Consider the following 18,644-nt stretch of genomic DNA (forward strand, 5'->3'; position numbering starts at 1 on the left):
CACCAATGCGGTGCAGGCCTGTAACAAGATGGGCATTCCGCTGCTGGCATTTGAGCGCGCTCCATGGAAGCGCCAAGAAGGCGATAACTGGTTGTGTGTTGCTGATGAATCTGCTGCCGCTGTGGCGTTGCCCGTTACTCCAGCGCCTGTGTTTCTGGCCATTGGCAGGCAGGTGATCAACACGTTTGCGCAATGCCCGCACCATGAGTATCTGCTGCGTCTGGTTGATCCTCCCGAAGTGCCTCTGCCATTGCCCCGCGCAACAGTCATTATTGCGCGCGGCCCGTTTACGCTGGAAGGGGATAAGGCTGTTATGGAGATGCATGGTATAACCCATGTGGTCGCCAAGAATGCGGGAGGCGTGGGAGCACGTGCGAAGCTGGATGCTGCGCGTGCCTTGGGTTTGCCTGTCATTCTGATTGATCGGCCCGTTGTGCCGCCGCGTCCTCTTGCGCGCACGGCAGAAGCCGTCATGGCGTGGCTGACTCATTCTGCACGCCTTGGCGTATAAACGTAGGGGCCGATGCAGCGTGTCAAAGAATTTCCTACCAGAACCACAGTGCGCATGTCAGCCATTTCTGCGCGCGCGTCTGCCAGCGTTGTAACTTTTATCTTCTCTTGCGGTGTTGTGACTGCCCGAGCAAAAATGATGAGCCGCTCTGTTCCACATTCCTGCCGCAGGATATCAAGTGCTTGACCAAACTGATGAGGACGGCTTACCGATCGCGGATTATAAAATGCCATTGCGAAATCTGCTTGTGCAGAAAGGCGAATTCTTTTCTCCACAACACTCCAGGGCTTGAGATTGTCAGAAAGGTTGATGGCGCAAAAATCATGGCCTAGTGGCGCGCCGGTTCTGGCTGCAGCGGCGAGCATGGCGGTAATGCCGGGCAATATCCGTGTCTCGACATGAGCCAAGTGAGGCGCACGGTCCATAGCTTCAAAAACCGCGGAAGCCATGGCAAAAATACCAGGATCACCCGACGAAACAACCACAACTTTGCGACCTGATGCTGCCATTTCCAAGGCGTGCGTAGCCCGTTCCAGTTCCACCCGATTATCTGTCGGGTGCAGCGTCAATCCCTCACGGGCAGGAATGCGGGCTACATAAGGAATATACCCGACTATATCTGTGGCTTCAGCAATAGCGACAGTCACTTCTGGGGTGATAAGGGTTTCATTGCCCGGGCCAAGCCCTGCAACGGTTAGGGTTCCTGTCATTACTTCCCCTTCCTCTCAAAGTCTGGCCGACGGCCCTGCCCATGGACCAGTACCGTTGCAAAGTAAGGGCAATTATTCGGGTCAGCTTCTGCTAGACGCATAATTTTCTGGTTTGGCATGGTTCCGCGTTCCACCAGCCAAGCGTCTTGCAGGCGACCTGCGTGTGTCAGGGCGCGACATATTTTGGGTAGGTTTCTACCCGTTTTCATAACGACCAGCGCATCGGCTGTTTGCATGTGCCGTATCAAGTCGGCTTCCTGCATGGTTCCGGTCAACACCGCGAGCACATCGTCTCCCCATGTCATAGGGGTTCCAATGGCGTTCCAGCAGCCTGTCATGCCGGTAATGCCGGGTATGACTTCAAGGGATGCACGCTCCTGCAGGCGGATATACAGGTGCATGAAGGAACCGTAAAAAAACGGGTCTCCCTCACATAGAACCACAATTTCCTGCGTGCGTGCCATATCTGCCAGACGGTCTGCCCACTGATCATAAAACTCGGCGAGCGCATGACGGTAGGCAATACTGGAAACCGGCAGTTCCGTTGTGACCGGATATTCCATGGGATATTCGATAACATCAGGCATCAACATGGCATCAACAATCTGCCGGGCCTGCCCCATGTGTCCAGCCTTACGGAAATAGGCAATATAAGGCGCGTTGCGGATGACCCGATCCGCACGGACGCTGAGAAGATCCGGGGCTCCGGGACCAAGGCCTGCACAGATAATCTTGCCAGACATTCCGCTTACTCCGCCCAACTGGCGAGCGCATTGACGGCCGCCACGGTCATGGCCGAACCGCCTAGCCGCCCCCTTACCGCTAAAAACGGAAGATCAGATGTTGCCATCAGCGCCTCCTTTGATTCCGCAGCCCCCACAAATCCGACCGGACAACCGATAATGGCTGCGGGGCGCGGGCAGCCGGGGTCTTCAAGCATAGTGAGAAGATGGAACAATGCCGTGGGAGCATTCCCGATTGCTACAATGGCCCCCGCCAGATGCGGCCGCCACAGTTCCAACGCTGCTGCTGAGCGCGTATTGCCCATCTGGGCGGCAAGAGCCGGCACAGATGAATCATGCAATGTGCAGATAACGGCATTGTTGACAGGCAGACGGGCACGGGTAATGCCTTCGCTGACCATGCGGGCATCACATAAAACTGGAGCCCCCGCTTCTAGCGCCGCCCGGGCAGCAACAGCCATTGTGGGAGAGAAAACCAGATGATCCTCAAGGCCAATCATTCCTGCCGCGTGAATCATTCTTACCGCGACACGCTCTTCTTCTGGCCTGAAGCGCGCCAAATTGGCTTCCGCCCGAATAATGGAGAAGGACTGGCGATAAATGGCGGCACCGTTGGTTTCATAAGAATAGGGCATCGGGGTCTTCTAACAGCATTTCGGGGGATAGGAGATGTTTGCTGGGTGCAGCACAAGCATTCCCGTTTCGGATAAGACCAAAACCATCAGTCTCTGCTACCAGCGTGAGCGAAGCCTTTGCTGGGTGCGCACATCCCTTCGTACAGCCTGAAACGTGGAGGCTGACTGCTGGCGGAACATGCGAAGCAAGCGCACGGGCTAACGGACGGGTTGGCCGCAAAGCCTGCGAGCAGCCGGGAGCACCTGTACACGCGGCAACACGTAATAACGGATCGCGCGGATTGGTGATGATATGATCCAGCACAGGCGGCTCTGATTGTCCTTCAAGAAGCACCATTCGCCATGGCGTAAGACGTAAAGGAGCAATAGAAGCAAGCGCCGCAAGGAGAGATGCTTCCATCTGCCCAAAGGGCAAGGCCACCAGAATACCAACAGATGACCGATGCGGGACCGGAGCCACCATTACTTTCTCTGGTGCTGCTTCTCTTTCCATGAAGGCCCGAGGCAATCTGACGCCGTGAGCTAGATGCGCCGCCATGCGGCTCTCTCCACCTGTGGCGATAAACCATTTTGCCAATGACAGTGCAGTGTCGACCACACTCTCCGGCGTTACGCATGCACCAGTAACAGCACCATCAGGACGGCAAATGAGAGCCCCCGTGGTGTCACGCTCAATCCGAATGTCCGCAGAGACGTCGCGCAGCACAGGGGAGGAACCGGAATCAAGAGCAAAGCCAAATTTACGGGGCAGGAGGAGTGTTTCTTGCTCCTGCAATGCTTTGGCCAGCTTTTCAGCCAGTTCCACTGTGCCATCGCCATACTCCCAATATGGAGTTACGATACAATTTCGCCTTGCTTCCGCCTCTGGCGTTGGGTCAGTCAGTCCAAGGTGCGTCAGTCCCATTACCAGAGGCTGATAAGTGCGATCCGTTACGCCACGAATATGCAACGTAGCGCGAGCTGACAGATCAATAAGACCGTTACCAAACTGTTGCGCCAGATACGCAATACCGGCTGCCTGTTCCTGTGTCAGGCGCCCCGTTAAAGAACGCAGGCGCACAAGAAGCCCATCACCAGAAGCCATGGGGCGCAGAATGCCCGGACACCAGCCTTTTACCTCATGTCTGCTCATGCCGGCCCGTGCAGATTGGCAGCAATGGCGTTGCTGCGTGTGTTCCACAAGCCGGCTTCGGCAAGAGAGGAAAAACGCTGGCGCAGCGCAACAAGAGCGCCGGGGTTTTCCTGACCCATGAAGGCCACAATATCGTCACGCCCAAGCGTAGCCTGGTAATAGATATCAAAGAGGTGGGCCGGGACATCGCGTGTCAGATGCGCAAAGGCGGCGAGGTTATCAAGGGTAGCGGTGATTTCCGCCGCACCACGAAAGCCATGGCGCATCATCCCGTTTGCCCAGCCCGGATTGCCCGCACGAGCACGCACCACTCGGGCAATTTCTTCACGCAGCAAACGCGCCCGTGGTGTGTCTGGTCGGGTGGTATCCATATGGTACGATGTCGGGGTTGTGCCACCTATCCGTGCCATGGCCGCAACAGGGCCTGCTTCATGCGCCACGTAGTCAGACGATAGCAGAAGATCCGTTTCGGGAAGGTCCTGCACATGCACGACACTATCTGTCTGGGATAGGCGTTTTTCCAATGCTCCGCGGTCCTGATGCATGTCTCCATTAGCGGCAATAGTCCATTCAGACGCAGTGAGCCACGCCTCTCCGGCTGCATCGCGGCCTTCATCACTATAGTTTTCCAGCGCTTCCCCCATACCAAGCCCGTAACTGCCGGGGCGGGGGCCGAAAATACGCGGGCCACGCACAGAGTACGGATTTTCTGCTGCTGGTTCGTCTCTTTTCGCCAGGGCGGCGGTAGCGGCCTCAAACATCTGAGCCAGACCGGGGAAAACATCTCGGAACAGGCCTGAAACACGTAGTGTCACATCAATGCGCGGTCGCCCCAGAAGAGCTGGAGGAAGAATTTCAAAACCGGAAACACGCTCCGATCCAGCATCCCACTGCGGCGCAAGCCCGGCCAGATGCAATGCCATGGCAAACTCCTCGCCGGCGGTGCGCATGGTGGCAGAACCCCAGAGATCAACAATCAGCCCATGAGGCCAGTCTCCATGATCCTGTAAATGACGGCGGAGTAGTTCCTCAGCCAGCCGCACACCTTGGCCATGCGCAACACGGCTTGGTACGCCGCGGGGATCAACGGCATACAGATTGCGCCCGGTGGGCAGAACATCAGATCGGCCACGCTGAGGGGACCCAGCCGGGCCTGGCGCAACCTGACGGCCCGCCAGCGCTTTCAGCAGACCGTCACGCTCGCCAGCCCCATGACCGTAGATATGCAGGCCATCCCCAAACTGACTTTCCTTGATATCGCACACAAAGCGATCAATCCGCACAATGGCTTCGGCAGCACCAGCCTTTTCGGCAAGCCCCAGATCCTGCTCAACACCGCTCGCCTGTGCTTCCGCGCGGATTGCACTGATTAAGCGATCACGACGCGCTGGGTCCAACCCTTCTGCCGTGGAATATTCATCAAGCAGGCGTTCAAGCCGCAGAAGTCCCTCTGGCACGGCACTAATGTGTTGAGGAGGAGGAAGGTGCCCCAGTGTCACTGCTCCAATCCGGCGCTTGGCCTGAGCGGCTTCCCCCGGATCATTAACGATAAATGGATAAATGACAGGGAGCGCCCCGATCAACGCCTCCGGCCAGCAGGTAGCGGAAAGTGCCACCGCCTTGCCAGGCAACCATTCCAGAGTACCGTGCGCTCCCATATGCACCAGCGCATGTAATCCTTGCATCTGTAGCCACAAATAGAAGGCTACGTAAGAATGCCGGGGGATACGTGTGAGATCATGATAATCCGCGTCTCGCAGATGCGCTATCCCACGTTCCGGTTGAAGGGCAACAAGAGCATTACCCTGCTGCACAGCGGAAAAATGGAAACAGCCATCTTGCACTAACGGGTCATTGTGCGCCTCGCCCCATGTGTGTTTCAGGGCGTCTTGTAATTCGGACGGCAAAGTGATGAGGGCGGCGTGATAAGCTTCTAACGGCCACTTCTGCCTGCAATGCTGAAGCGCTAACCCAAGCGGCTGTTCAGTTGGAAATACGGTATAACCTGCATGCTGAAGGTCTTTTAGAATTGCGTCCGTGGAAGCCAGCCCGTCCAATCCAACAGCATGAGCCAACTGATCCGGACGACCGGGATAGGTGGAAAGAACAATTGCAAGTTTTTGATCGGCTGCAGGTGTGGCGGCAAGGCGGTGCCATGCGGTAACCCGTTCGGCCACAGCCACAATGCGTTCAGCATCGGAGCGATGCACCAAACGAGAAAATTGAAGATCTGGATCACGTGTTTCAACCGCTTTGAAACTGATGACCCCTGCAAATATGCGTCCGTCAACTTCGGGGAGGACAACATGCATGGCAAGATCAGCGGGAGAAAGGCCTCGTTCTGCTGCGGCCCAATCCTCTTGACGGGCCGTAGAAAGCGCGACCTGAAAAACTGGATATCCGGTGGCGTCAAGCGGTGAAGTGCCATTTTCCCCACGTGCGGAAAAAGCTGTCGCATTTATGATAACGGCAACGTGGTTGTCACACAGAGCCTGACGGATCCACTGCGCTGCATCAGGCTGCTTAAGCGAAGGGGCAAACATTCCCATGGCGCGAAAGCCGCGTTCCCGCAATGCCCTGATCAGGGCATCAACTGGCTCTGTATCTGCTGCTGTCAGATAGGCCCTATAGAACATTACGACAGCCAGAGGCGCGCTGCCTGAGGGAACGGAAAACGTGACGCCTAAATCTGGATCATACCATCCTGTGTCAGGTATGATATGAGGTGTAACGCTTAACTTGGCTTCCAACCCCGACACCAAAGCCAGTTGTACAAGAGCTGCCTGAGCAGCTTCAACGCCCCCCATATTGCACAGATTTGCCAGTTTCCGCAGTGTGGGTTCAGTGACTGTAGAACAAGCTATCAGGCTTGGATCTTCACGCCCATCTGCTGCAAGAACGGCCAAAGCAATACCATTTTCACGCGCCAGTTGCTCGACCTGCACCAGCCCGTAATGCCAGTAACTGGCACCGCCTATCAGCCTGACCAGAATGCCTTTTGCCCGCGCAAGCGTGGTTTCAATATAGGTATCGACCGAGAGCGGATGCCGCAATGCAGCAAGATTGGCCAACCGCAGAGTAGGGAGTGCCCCATTTGCAGCATGCCACCCAGCAGCAAACGCGCCCAGATCACTATCAGAAAAAGAGAGCACCACGAGATCAGCCGGGCTTTGCCCCAGATCAATGGGAGTTTCCGTCTCTTCCAGGCCATGACTTTCTCGGAAGATCACGTGCATGCGGATTAATCCTCTGGCGTGGTCTGTCCTATCAGCACGGCCTGGATTGCTTTGGCATCAACATGATCGTGCTCAGCAATCACCACAAGACGCGTCTGCCGGGGCTCTGTGCCCCATGGTCGGTCATACTGGGTACGCACGCGCTCACCTACACCCTGCAACACCATCCGCATCGGTTTTCCGCTGACGGCAACATAACCCTTTACACGGAGAATGTGCTGCGTGCGGGCAAGGGAACGCACTGCTTCGACAAGCGCGTCAGGATTGGTGACCTCCGGCAGATCAACGACTACACTGTCGAAATCTTCATGCTCGTGCTCTTCCTCTCCATCATGATGAGAAGGACGGGCGGCAAGATCATTCTCCGCCTGAGCATTCAGGCCCAGAATCACCTGAGGGTCAATGTTTCCATCCTTGACAGGAATGATGGGCAGGGCGCGCGGAGTGAGAGAGGCGATAACCTCCCGAGCCCGTGTCACGCAGACTTCATTGACCAGATCCGCTTTTGTAAGGAGAACAATATCCGCACAGGAAAGCTGGTCCTCAAACACTTCAGCCAGCGGTGTGTCATGGTCCAGATTATCATCAGCCTGTCGTTGTGCGTTTACAGCTTCTGTATCTGGGGCAAAGCGTCCTTCCGCCACGGCTTCTGCATCAGCCAGCGTGATAACGCCATCTACAGTAATACGAGACCGGATACTGGGCCAATCAAACGCCTTGAGCAGGGGTTTCGGTAAAGCCAGCCCAGAGGTTTCTATCAGAATGTGGTCGGGCCGCTGGGGGAGGGCCATAAGCCGTTCAACTGTGGGAATAAAGTCATCTGCCACTGTGCAGCAGATGCAGCCGTTGGCCAGTTCAAGAATGTTCTCTGCCGGGCAACTCTCATCTGCGCAGGATTTCAGAATTTCTCCATCAACGCCGAGTGTTCCGAACTCATTGACCAGAACCGCCAGCCGCCGCCCTTGTGGGTGCGTCATCAGATGACGGATCAATGTGGTCTTACCTGCACCCAGAAAACCCGTAATGATGGTGACCGGGACCTTGGCAAGATTGTGCCGGGCGGTTCCTGCTTGGGGTGTGGTGTTCATATCTCAGTTCTCCTGCGGGGGAAGGCGGGCGAGGCTTTGTTTACGGAAAATCTGCGGCCGCTGCCGCCACGGAACCAACCCATCCGATGTGGCGGCGTAGGCTTCGGCGCCAGCCAGAATTTCGGGGGCATCAGCTTCCGTAAGCCTGCCATACACATAGCTCCATCGGCCAGGAGCGCTTAACGCCACCACGCATCCGTTATTACAGGCGGACAGGCATTCCACAGGCACAATTTCCAGCCCGGAATCTGGTTTTTGGTCGGCAAGGTGCGTGTAAAGACGGGCTCCGGGTACCGGCTGCCCTTCCACCACGGGTTCTCCCGCGCGGCAGGTTGTGCAAACAAAGAGTTTTGCGTTCATATCCCAGCCCTGCTTGCAACAAAGGGCACCGCAGGTAGACCTCTGGCTGCAAAGGCAGCAAGGAACGGTCAACCGGTTGCAGCGCACCCCGGCTGCCCGTTGAATACTCTTGCTGGCAGGTCTCCCGGCTTGCGGAATCAGGGTTTCCCCAACAATCATCCACCTTCCCGACAATTTGTCAGTGGCGCAGGATGATCTTTCCGGTCACGGTCGCGGGGGCGGCTGTGATTGAGGCTTCTTTGATACAGAAGCCCTGTCACATTCCCTCTTAGCCACCTTATAGGCGCACCTATAAAACGGAACCAACACGCTAGGCTGTTGCGGCAAAGTGCCCATGATGTCAAGCAATGGAACCACCATGGCTCATGTGCAGAGGGCATCCTCCGAAGAGGAAAAGCAACGATATGGCTATTCGAGAAGCTAATCTGACTAAGGCGGAACAATCTGCTGGAAACGGCAGATGAAATATCTCTCGCAACGAATGCTAGCTAATGAACCACGAAAGAATGGACACGCTTGTGCCACCATATCCGAAGACATGTCCTTCGTTATGCAAAGCTGGTCACGTTCCAAATTGAAGTTAGAAAATAAATTAATCTAAAAACTATTTTTTTCAAATACATGCCGTGACACACGAAATAATGTTTCTCTAAGCCAGCGATGTATAGGGTCCATATCCCTCCGTGGATGCCATGCCTGAAACGCTTCGACATTCGGCAAAGAGAGCGGGAATTCGAACGAAGCCAATGACAGAGCATCAAGAGAAATATGATCAATGACAATGCTTGGTAAAGCAAGAATGAGGTCCGTGTTCTTCATACTTTCGATCATGCAATGGTAATTGGGAACCACCATAGGAACACTCCGCGTGAGGCCAAACTGATTACGTAAGACCCAATCAATCGGGCCATGTGCGCGTCCTCGCCGGGAGACGCTGATATAATCGTAACACACCATGCTTTCGGGGGTGATTGGAGTATTCAGGATAGGATGTTCTTTACGGACCAATCCCTGCATCTGATCCCTGAAAAGGGTTTGGCGGCGGATTTCGGGCTTCATCAACTCAGTTGCGCCAATATACAGATCAATACTGCCTTCCCGTAAAGGATCTGAAGCAGCTGTATCAATTTCGGGTGCCCAGATTACCTCGCTCTTGGGGCAATCTTTTTTGAGAGCTTGCAACAACGGCAAAGCAAGGGCTGCTACAACCAGATCATTGGCGCGAATTGTAAATGTGGGGCTCATATTGGCCAGATTGGCCAAGGCCCGGGTCTGGATCAGCGTATCTGCATTCTGAACCAGGTCCTGAACTCGCCCCAGAATACCCGCAGCAAAAGTGGACGGGATCATCCTCCGTCCGGCTTGCACCAGGATGGGGTCTGCGAAGGCTTTGCGCAATTTCGCCAATTGGCGACTCATGGCCGGCTCACTGACCTTCAGACGGCGCGCTGCAAGAGAAACACTCTCCTCTTCCACAAGCACCTGAAGATAACGCAGAAGATCAAGATCGTAGCCTTTCATCCTTGCAGAAATAGACGTTGCCAGGTGGAATGACCAGAAATTTCCATTCCTAAAATCGAAGTCGTCGCTTGCCGGAAATAGGGGTTGTCCCGCTCTTTTGGCTCAGGGACATGTAGCGGTATGAACAACGTCATTCCTGCACAGGCGGGAGGCGAGCCGATCATTCACGCGGCACCTCCACGGCCCTCATACATTCCGCCCTTTGGTCTGCGTACAATCATCGGCTGCCTGGGCATGCTGCTTGCCGTGCATGTTGCGGGTTTCAATGAACACGTTACAGAAATCGGGCTTTCTGACATCCGCGGGGCAATGCATATTGGCCACGATGAAGGAACCTGGGTTATCACGATTTATGAGGCCTTCAATATTGCTGCCATGGCTTTTACGCCATGGTTTTATATGACGTTCTCCATCTATCGCTTCTCCATTTTCATGACAGCGATCATGGCGCTGTTTTCCATTCCGGCGCCGTTCATGCCGGATATTACTTCCCTTTGTATCTTACGCGCGTTTCAGGGAATGGCAGGGGGATGTCTGCCACCTGTGTTGATGACGGTTATGCTGAAATATCTACCGCCTGAAATCCGTGTGTTCGGTATTGGCGGGTATGCCATGAGCGCCACTTTTGGGCCCAATCTTGGCCTACCGTTGGAAGCGTTCTGGTTCGAGCATGTGGGGTGGCACTGGCTTTACTGGGAGATCATTCCTACCGCGGCGCTCGCAATTGCCATGATGGCTTATGGTCTGCCGCGTGACCCCATGCATTTTGAACGGTTTGAGAAATTCAACTGGTTTGGCCTGCTTGTGGGGCTTCCTGCCATCTGCTCGCTGGTGATTGTTCTGTATCAGGGCGACCGTCTGGACTGGTTCCGCTCCCCCATTATTACTGATCTTACCTTTTGGGGTGGGGCGGCATTTATTGTGTTCGTAATTAACGAGGCCTTTCATCCCAGCCCTTATTTTCGGATTCAGTACTGGCGCTCCCGGAACATTCAGGCGGCTTTGCTTTCGCTTGTCGGCATTCTCGCGATCTGCGGCATCATGGGGGATATTCCGGCAACCTATCTGGAGGCCGTGCGCGGTTATCGGCCTATTCAGGCGGCTCCGGTCTCTCTGGTTGTCGCAGTGCCACAACTGATCATGCTACCGTTGATAGCAGCCATCTGCAACAACCCGAAGGTGGACTGCCGCTTCATTCTGGCTGGTGGAATGTGCTGTCTGGCGGCGGCAGCGTGGCTTGGATCATGGCTTACGGTGGATTGGGTGAGGGATAATTTTTACCCCATCCAGATCCTTCAGGTGTTTGGTCAACCCATGACGGTCATTCCCACACTCATGCTGGCCACAATGGCCATGGGCCCGGCAGATGGTCCATTTATTTCCGGTATGGTGAATATGCTCAAAGGATTGGCCAATGCTGTTGCCTATGCCCTCTTTGCCGCCCTCAGCCGCAGGCGTGAGCAGTACCATTCCACCATGCTGCTCGACCATCATGGCACTCATGGCCTTGCCTTGCAGGGAATGGGTAATCCCATCACTCAGCAATTGTCCGTCACATCACCGGACAGCGGGCATGTTGCACGGAATTCTCTGCAAGTCTTCCATACCTATGTTCATGAACAATCCCTCGTTCTGGCGCTGAACGATATCTACTATCTGCTGATCTGGGTGTGCCTTGGCTATGCGGTCATGAATCTCATTCTGCCACGGCGGGTTTATCCCCCTCGTGCACCATCTCCTACTGCTCCGGCACGCTAATTCGGAATAACCAATCATGATCTATAAAAAACCACTACTTTATGCTGGCTGCGCAGCCGGTGCGCTTGCTTTCCTGGCATGGGGCGGGGCTCGGCTGATTAATGGTGACGGGGTCAATCAATATACCAATGACGCCTATGTTACGGCCGACTTTTCCACTGTAGCGCCCAAAGTGTCTGGGCGTATTGACCGTGTAATTGCTCAGGATAACGAGCAGGTTCACGTTGGAGAGGAGCTTGCTCATATTGAGGATGATGACTATCGCGCAGCCCTTGATGTCGCCAAAGGCAACGTTCTCGCGGCACAAGGAGATGTCGCCAATCTGGAAGCCGAAATTGCGCGGCAGGATTTCGTTATTGCTCAGGTTCGGGCTGCGGTACAAGCCGATGAAGCAGAACTGACGTTTGCCCGCCAGAATGCAACACGATACCGCAACCTATCTTCTGGTGGAGCGGGGACTATTGAACAGAAACAACATTCCGAAGCTCAGGAACGGGAAGCACAGGCTGCGATTGCACGGGACCAGGCCGCGGTTGATGCTTCCATACGACAGGTTGCCGTTTTGAAAGCACAGCTTGAACGGGCACGAGGTGTTCTGCTGCGTGCGCAGGGGGACGCAAAACAGGCTGAACTGAATCTGTCCTATTGTACCATTCCGGCTCCTATTGATGGTGTTGTGGGCGAACGTGGAGTGCGGGTCGGAAACTATGTGCATCCCGGCACAGGTATTCTGGCTGTGGTACCTACCCATTCCGCTTATATTCTGGCCAATTATCAGGAGACCCAGTTGACGAAAGTCAAAACGGGGCAGAAGGCGACCGTTTGGGTAGATACCTTCCCGGGCCAGCCGCTAAAGGCGCATGTGGACTCACTCGCTCCGGCAACGGGCGTGGCGTTTGCCCCTATTCAACCTGATAATGCAACCGGTAATTTTACCAAGGTTGTGCAGCGCGTTCCTGTGAAACTAACCTTCGATCCTGGCCAGCCTTTGGCTGAAAAAGTACGCGTCGGGATGTCCGTAGAGGCCAATATTGATACCTCTTCACCGCCTGAAGGGGCACATGCCAATGATAGCCGTTATGTCTGGCAGTAAGTCTATGAAGCATTTCTTTCTTGCTGGCTTTTCATTACTGGCACTTGCTGGCTGTACCGTTGGGCCAGACTATCACAAGCCTGACGTAAAAGCCCCTACCGCGTGGCGTTCCACTCAACCGCCAGCAGAAAGTCGGGTGGTTAACGCCTCCACTGATCCTGCATGGTGGACCATTTTCAATGATCCCATGCTGACACGGTTGGAAAATGAGGTTGCAACCTCGAATCTGGATCTGAAGGCTGCCAGTTTGCGCCTTATGCAAAGCCAGGCTGAGAAGCGCATTGCAAGCGCCGCCCAGTTTCCGCACGCAGAGGCCAATGCCTCCTATGCACGGGAGCGCGCCAGTACCAATGGTATATTGGGACTATTGGGGACTATGGAGCGGGAAGGAAGCCAAAGCATTGCGTCTGGCGCGCAAGGATTTGGCCCTACCGCCTTGCCGGGCAGTGTGGGTAATCCCTCTTTCAATCTGCCGCAATATGGCATGAATGCCTCGTGGGAAGTCGATTTCTGGGGGCATGTCCGGCGGCAGGTAGAGGCTGCAACAGCAGCCGTGCATGCCACGGAAGAAATGCGACGCGATATTCTGGTTTCCCTGATGGCGGAGACAGCGCAGGATTATATTGATCTGCGTGCGACCCAAACCCAGATCGGGATTTTGGAACACAATATAGATATTGCAAACAACAGCGTAAAACTGACGACACTGCGCTTTCAGCAGGGAGCCGCAACCCGTCTGGATGTGGCGGAGGCGACCGGCCAGCTTCATACCTTTACCTCACGCCTGGCGCCACTCAAGGCTCAGGCGACACATAGGCTGAATGCACTAAGCTTCCTGGTGGCGCGGGAACCAGGCAGTTTAGATACAGAATTGGGGAAACCGGCTCCTATTCCTCTGGTGCCAGCGGCTGTTCCGGCAGGATTACCCTCAGAGCTTGCCGAACGTCGTCCAGATATCAGAATGGCAGCAGACCGGCTGCATGCGGCAACTGCCAGCATTGGCGTTGCTATTGCTGATTTCTTCCCTCGGGTTACCCTCTCTGGCAGTTTGGATATTCAGGCGTTGCAGTTCAGTGGCCTGGGATCATGGGCTTCTCGCCAATATGGGTTTGGACCAACGGCAACACTTCCTCTTTTTGAAGGAGGGCGCCTCACAGGCCAGTTACATCTACGCCGTGCCCAGCAGAAAGAAGCTGCCACCCTGTTTCAGCGCACCGTTCTGAAGGCGTGGCAGGAAATTGATGATGCCATGGCCGACTTCACAGCCGCGCAAAGACGACGGGACGAACTGGCCGAATCTGTGCATGAGAACGACATTGCGGTGGACACGGCCAAGGCTCAGTATGTGCAAGGGGCCGCAGACTTTCTGAATGTGCTGACCCTACAAAATGCACTGCTATCCTCCCAGAGTGCGTTGGCAGACGCGACAGCGCATGTGGCCGAAGCCGTGACAAATCTCTACCGTGCAATCGGCGGAGGGTGGGAAAATATCTATCCCGAAAAAACAATAAAAAAGCACGCGTGAGAAAATGATGATCATCAGGCGGTCCGATACCTTGGGAACAGCACATTCCGGCGGTCAACTCCTGCGGTGTCATTTTGCATTTTCTGACTATCAGGAGGCAGAGCATACCCATGAAGGATGTTTACAGGCCGTAAATATAGGAACCATGTTGCCAAACGGCTGTTATCAAATCGGCCCGGAAGCGGCGGTGGATATCCTGACGTGGGTGCGTTCCGGTATTGTTACGACCACCATGGATGACTTTCAAAGTGAAGATATCGGGGCGGGAGGGCTGCATCTGATCAGTAGCGGCACGGGTTGCCGAACACTTCACTGGAAAGCAGGAGGGGAGGGTGTGTCCTTTATTCAGTTCTGGATACTGCCGGACATAGAAGGCACCACACCGATGCAGGAAAGTCGCCCTCAGTCTTCAGAAGATAAGAGCCGGGGCTTCCAGATCATTGCGTCAGGCTTTCCGGAAGATGATCCTGAAGAGCAGGAAAATGAAGAAGACAACGCGCCCATAACATTAAATGCGCGAGCACGCCTGCTTCAGGCCGCACTTCCGGCGCAAGAAGGTGCCGCTTATTGCACAACCCCCGGGCGAGATCTTTATATGTTGGTGGTCTCTGGAAGCATACGCATTGGAGAAGAAACCCTCTTTGCCGGTGATGCTGCGGCTTTTGAGGGCATCACCGATCTGACAGTGATTGCGAATCAACACTCTGAGCTTCTTTTGGCTGATGTTGCGGCTGATAGGCCTGCCAAGCATTGACCGAAGAATGCCCATTTTTCCATCTACCCGAACAGCAAGTTTCAATGCTAATCAGGTAATTAGAGACATTTGACCTGAAAGTGTTGGCGACACCATGAAGAAAGCTGATCTGTCACGGGAGCCTGGTGTGCCCAGGCGCAATAATACCCAGCAGATTTTGAATGCTGCTGAAAAAATATTCTCAGCCTATGGTTTCGCCGGTGCACGGGTAGATGATATTGCCAAAGCATGCGCTCTTCCCAAGGCGAATATCCTTTATTACTTTGGGAGCAAGGAAGAACTTTACCGGGCAACATTGCAGCGGCTACTGGTCGGATGGCTGGCAGATGCTGATCAATGGATTTCCATCAAACATACCCCTATTGTGGGCCTTGAAGGATATGTCCGCGCCAAAATGGAATTTTCACGCAGCAGGCCCGATGCGTCACGCCTGTTTATGCATGAACTTCTGGCAGGAGGGGAATATGTCCGGGTGTTTCTGGACAGTACCTTGCGTGAGCACGTAGAGCAGAAAGCTCTTGTTTTTGAGTATTGGCATAAAGAGGGATTATGCGCCCCGGTGAATGCGACCCATTTCCTATTTACCTTGTGGTCAATGACGCAGGCCTATGCGGATATGCAAGTGCAGTTTGCCGCCGTTTTGGGTCGCCGACGCCTGAATATTACGGATTTTGAGACCGGTATCAGCACGATCATGCAGCTTGTGGGGGCTATTTGCAGGACCAGCCAACCACTGACATCACACAAGCAAACAGACAGGATCCAGCAGAAAGCGGCAACAAAACGGAATCGTATGCCTCAATAAAAAAATAACAATAAATTTGTAAATAATATTGAAATAATGCCAATTTTCTAAATGAATTTTCTGCATGTTTAGCATTATAACTAAACTGATGCAGAAAAGATGAACGAATTCAGGGATCTTGGCATGGAAAATGGTTAACGAAGTTATCTGCCTTCCCCGATCACAACATCATCTGGTATTTTGGTACAGGTGCGCTAATCTATAACCGTTCTACATCTGTGATTGTTAGGGAACCATTATGATCAAACGTAGCCTGTTCCTTCTTGCTGGCGTTATGGCAACTCTCCCGGTTCTGGCGAGTTCAGCCAAAGCCGCATCAGATGGTGCTGCGGTTTACAATGCCAATTGCTCTGTCTGCCATCAGGCTGGTGGTGTTGGCATGCCTGGGCAGTTTCCGGTTCTGAAAGGGCGTATTGATAAAATTGCCTCTACGCCTGAAGGTAAGAAATACTTGGCGGATGTTGTTTTAAACGGTCTACATGGCCCTATTCAGGCTGGTGGCGTGGCCTATGCAGGCTTCATGCCTTCATTGAAGGCACTTTCGGATGATGATATTGCAGCGGTGCTGACATATGTGGCTTCTTTGGGCGACACCAAACCTGCACCTGGTTTTACGGCAGATGACATTAAGGCAGCTCGTGCCGCCCCCAAAAAGGGCGCTGAACTTCAGGCCGAACGTAATGCCCTGAATGCAGCACATCCGATCCCGTAAAATAATTTCGTTTGTTACAAGCTCTCTGGTTACAAAGATAAAAGCATGTAACCAGAGAGACCTTGCGAGACGCACTTTCAGGTGTCACATTCGATATCTTAAAGCCTGCTGTATTGGGATCATCGCGCCATAAGCCGACGAGGCCGATGGCGACAATAATAAGGGAGCAGGTGAAAAACTGCGCCAATAGTCTTCCACAACCAGAGCTAATAGATTCTGCGTGCGTTACCCGATCCGCATAAAGAGTGTGGATGGTATCGTGATTTTTGTAACGTCCGGACTGAAACTCTCCCAACGCAGCAGAAAGCGCGGAAAAACTGACTATCCCAAGATAACCTCAATAGTGTGCTCAAGGTTATCATCCTTCATCGTAACACTATTGGTTGTATGTATCGGGATGTTGTCCATAGTAATGCGCTTTACACCACGACTAACCTGATCCGGATTGCGTACAGTTATTATGTAACGTGTATTGCGCCACAATAGAGTAACTTCAAATTCAGACCAATATTCAGGAATACACGGGTTGATGAGAAGAGCATTCCCCTGGATGTTAATCCCCAGAATGTTTTCCGTACCAACACGCTGCATCCAGCCCGCAGACCCGGTATACCAGGACCATCCTCCGCGCCCCGTATAGGGGGGCTCCGAATAAATATCCGCAGCGACCACATAAGGTTCGAGTTTATAGCGCAAGGCTCGTTCTGTTGTGAGACTATGCTGGATGGGATTAAGGCCTTTGAACAGTGCGTGTGCAAGATTTCCATCACCCAGCGTTGCTATCGCCATGACTGTCCACAAGGCACCATGAGTGTACTGCCCCCCATTTTCTCTGATTCCAGGCGGGTAACCTCGAATATAGCCAGGATCGGGCTGAGTCTTATCAAACGGAGGGGTAAGAAGCAGGATAAGATGGTCTTCATGCTTAACAAGGCGCTGAAGAACAGAATGCATGGCATGGGCAGCCCGCTCCGGGGAAGCCACACCTGACAATACTGACCAGGATTGTGAAATGGCATCTATCTGACACTCTGAGCCTGTATGAGAGCCAAGAGGTGTTCCGTCATCAAAATAGGCTCTGAGATACCAGTCTCCATCCCACGCACCTTCCAGAGCTTTAGCTAAAGCAACAAGATGCGCCTTCCATTGCGCCACCCGAACCAGCTCTCCCCGTGCTTCGGCAAGCGGAATAAAGGCAGTGAGGGCTGCATGTAGGAACCAGCCCAACCATACGCTCTCTCCTTGCCCGTGCTCACCAACCCGGTTCATACCATCGTTCCAATCACCTGTTCCCATAAGCGGCAGGCCGTGCCGCCCTACCGACAGGCTGTGATCCAAGGCTCGTGCGCAATGTTCAAAGAGAGAGGCGGTTGCGGCCGAGATAGATGGCACCATAAAACTATCATGTTCGGTTAAGGGGAGAGCTGGGGCTTCAAGGAACCCCACATCCTGATCAAGAATAGCTTTGTCACCACTGACAGTCACATAGTGGGCAACGCAATATGCAAGCCATGCTCGGTCATCCGATATATGCGTGCGCACACCAGCGCCGGTTTGCGGCAACCACCAATGTTGCACATCTCCCTCTACAAACTGGCGTGAGGCAGCGCGTAGAAGATGGTCATGCACCAAATCAGGGCAGGAAATTACCAATGCCATACCATCCTGCAACTGGTCCCGAAAACCATATGCACCACTTGCCTGATAAAAGCCTGCTCTTGCCAGCACCCGGCTGGACAATGTTTGATAAAGAAGCCAGCCGTTGAGCAGGATATCCATGCCACGATCAGGGGTCTTAACCTGAATGGAACGGCATACAGCCGCCCATTTATTTTCTACATCATGCAGAACCTGATCAAGATCTGCAGTTCTGTAATGGGTAATGAGATGCCGGGCTTTGTCTGTATCTTCTGCATCTCCCAGCATGAAAACAATTTCTACCCGACCATCTGCGGGAAGGATAATGCTGGTTTGCAAGATGCCGCATGGGTCAAGGCCTCCTCCCGTTTCGCCCTGCAAAGAGTCGACGCGGAAATCTCACAGAAGGGTTGTACATCGGGT

At 53.9% G+C, this 18,644-nt stretch carries 16 protein-coding genes and 1 riboswitch; of the genes, 7 read left to right on the forward strand and 9 right to left on the reverse strand.

Annotated elements, in window-relative coordinates; genetic code table 11:
- On the forward strand, positions 1-511 hold a 511-nt coding region (locus tag AD944_RS03340; protein ID WP_061474753.1), incomplete at its 5' end, for a precorrin-6A/cobalt-precorrin-6A reductase.
- Here the strand turns inward: AD944_RS03340 and cobJ are convergent.
- From cobJ to AD944_RS03380, 8 genes are all read right to left on the reverse strand, one after another.
- Complete coding sequence (gene cobJ / locus AD944_RS03345; protein ID WP_045543527.1) at positions 487-1,221, reverse strand: precorrin-3B C(17)-methyltransferase; 735 nt, start codon at positions 1,219-1,221, stop codon at positions 487-489. The genes AD944_RS03340 and cobJ overlap by 25 nt on opposite strands.
- A complete protein-coding gene (locus tag AD944_RS03350) occupies positions 1,221-1,964 on the reverse strand; it encodes a precorrin-2 C(20)-methyltransferase (RefSeq protein WP_035381150.1) in 744 nt (247 codons plus the stop codon). The genes cobJ and AD944_RS03350 overlap by 1 nt, the downstream gene beginning before the upstream one ends.
- 5 nt (positions 1,965-1,969) lie before the next feature.
- Positions 1,970-2,599: a precorrin-8X methylmutase gene (locus AD944_RS03355; protein ID WP_045543526.1), complete on the reverse strand. Its 630-nt coding sequence runs from the start codon at positions 2,597-2,599 to the stop codon at positions 1,970-1,972.
- The gene (gene cobG / locus AD944_RS03360) at positions 2,583-3,731 is read right to left on the reverse strand and encodes a precorrin-3B synthase (protein ID WP_045543525.1); all 1,149 of its coding nucleotides are present in this window, start codon (positions 3,729-3,731) and stop codon (positions 2,583-2,585) included. The genes AD944_RS03355 and cobG overlap by 17 nt, the downstream gene beginning before the upstream one ends.
- On the reverse strand, positions 3,728-6,967 hold the full coding sequence (gene cobN, locus AD944_RS03365) for a cobaltochelatase subunit CobN (protein WP_045543524.1): 3,240 nt from the start codon (positions 6,965-6,967) through the stop codon (positions 3,728-3,730). The genes cobG and cobN overlap by 4 nt, the downstream gene beginning before the upstream one ends.
- A 5-nt stretch (positions 6,968-6,972) precedes the next feature.
- Entirely contained in the window at positions 6,973-8,055 is a 1,083-nt protein-coding gene (cobW, locus tag AD944_RS03370) for a cobalamin biosynthesis protein CobW (RefSeq protein ID WP_045543523.1), read from the reverse strand.
- A 3-nt stretch (positions 8,056-8,058) separates the two neighbouring features.
- The gene (locus tag AD944_RS03375; protein ID WP_045543522.1) at positions 8,059-8,415 is read right to left on the reverse strand and encodes a DUF1636 domain-containing protein; all 357 of its coding nucleotides are present in this window, start codon (positions 8,413-8,415) and stop codon (positions 8,059-8,061) included.
- Between the two features lie 97 nt (positions 8,416-8,512).
- Positions 8,513-8,737: riboswitch (cobalamin riboswitch) on the reverse strand.
- A gap of 275 nt (positions 8,738-9,012) precedes the next feature.
- Positions 9,013-9,936 (reverse strand): LysR family transcriptional regulator, encoded by a 924-nt coding sequence (locus AD944_RS03380; RefSeq protein ID WP_045543521.1) that lies wholly within the window; start codon positions 9,934-9,936, stop codon positions 9,013-9,015.
- 120 nt (positions 9,937-10,056) lie between these two features.
- Between AD944_RS03380 and AD944_RS03385 the strand changes: the two genes are divergently transcribed.
- The 6 genes from AD944_RS03385 to AD944_RS03410 all read left to right on the forward strand — a co-directional run bounded on the left by AD944_RS03385 (position 10,057) and on the right by AD944_RS03410 (position 16,583).
- Positions 10,057-11,694, forward strand: coding sequence for an MFS transporter (locus AD944_RS03385; protein ID WP_045543520.1), 1,638 nt, complete (start codon positions 10,057-10,059; stop codon positions 11,692-11,694).
- A 16-nt stretch (positions 11,695-11,710) separates the two neighbouring features.
- A complete protein-coding gene (locus AD944_RS03390) occupies positions 11,711-12,787 on the forward strand; it encodes an HlyD family secretion protein (protein WP_045543519.1) in 1,077 nt (358 codons plus the stop codon).
- Positions 12,788-12,791: 4 nt separating this feature from the next.
- On the forward strand, positions 12,792-14,312 hold the full coding sequence (locus AD944_RS03395; protein ID WP_045543535.1) for an efflux transporter outer membrane subunit: 1,521 nt from the start codon (positions 12,792-12,794) through the stop codon (positions 14,310-14,312).
- A gap of 4 nt (positions 14,313-14,316) precedes the next feature.
- Entirely contained in the window at positions 14,317-15,066 is a 750-nt protein-coding gene (locus AD944_RS03400; protein ID WP_045543518.1) for a pirin family protein, read from the forward strand.
- Positions 15,067-15,160: 94 nt separating this feature from the next.
- Positions 15,161-15,871 carry a TetR family transcriptional regulator C-terminal domain-containing protein gene (locus AD944_RS03405; protein ID WP_045543517.1) on the forward strand — a complete coding sequence of 237 codons (711 nt, stop codon included), beginning with the start codon at positions 15,161-15,163 and terminating at the stop codon, positions 15,869-15,871.
- Positions 15,872-16,109: 238 nt separating this feature from the next.
- The gene (locus AD944_RS03410) at positions 16,110-16,583 is read left to right on the forward strand and encodes a c-type cytochrome (protein ID WP_045543516.1); all 474 of its coding nucleotides are present in this window, start codon (positions 16,110-16,112) and stop codon (positions 16,581-16,583) included.
- A gap of 321 nt (positions 16,584-16,904) precedes the next feature.
- Here the strand turns inward: AD944_RS03410 and AD944_RS03415 are convergent, their stop codons facing one another.
- A complete protein-coding gene (locus tag AD944_RS03415) occupies positions 16,905-18,560 on the reverse strand; it encodes a GH36-type glycosyl hydrolase domain-containing protein (RefSeq protein ID WP_236709323.1) in 1,656 nt (551 codons plus the stop codon).
- Between the last annotated feature and the right edge of the window lie 84 nt (positions 18,561-18,644).

It is taken from the genome of Acetobacter tropicalis, from assembly GCF_001580915.1.
Classification (GTDB): Bacteria; Pseudomonadota; Alphaproteobacteria; order Acetobacterales; family Acetobacteraceae; genus Acetobacter; species Acetobacter tropicalis.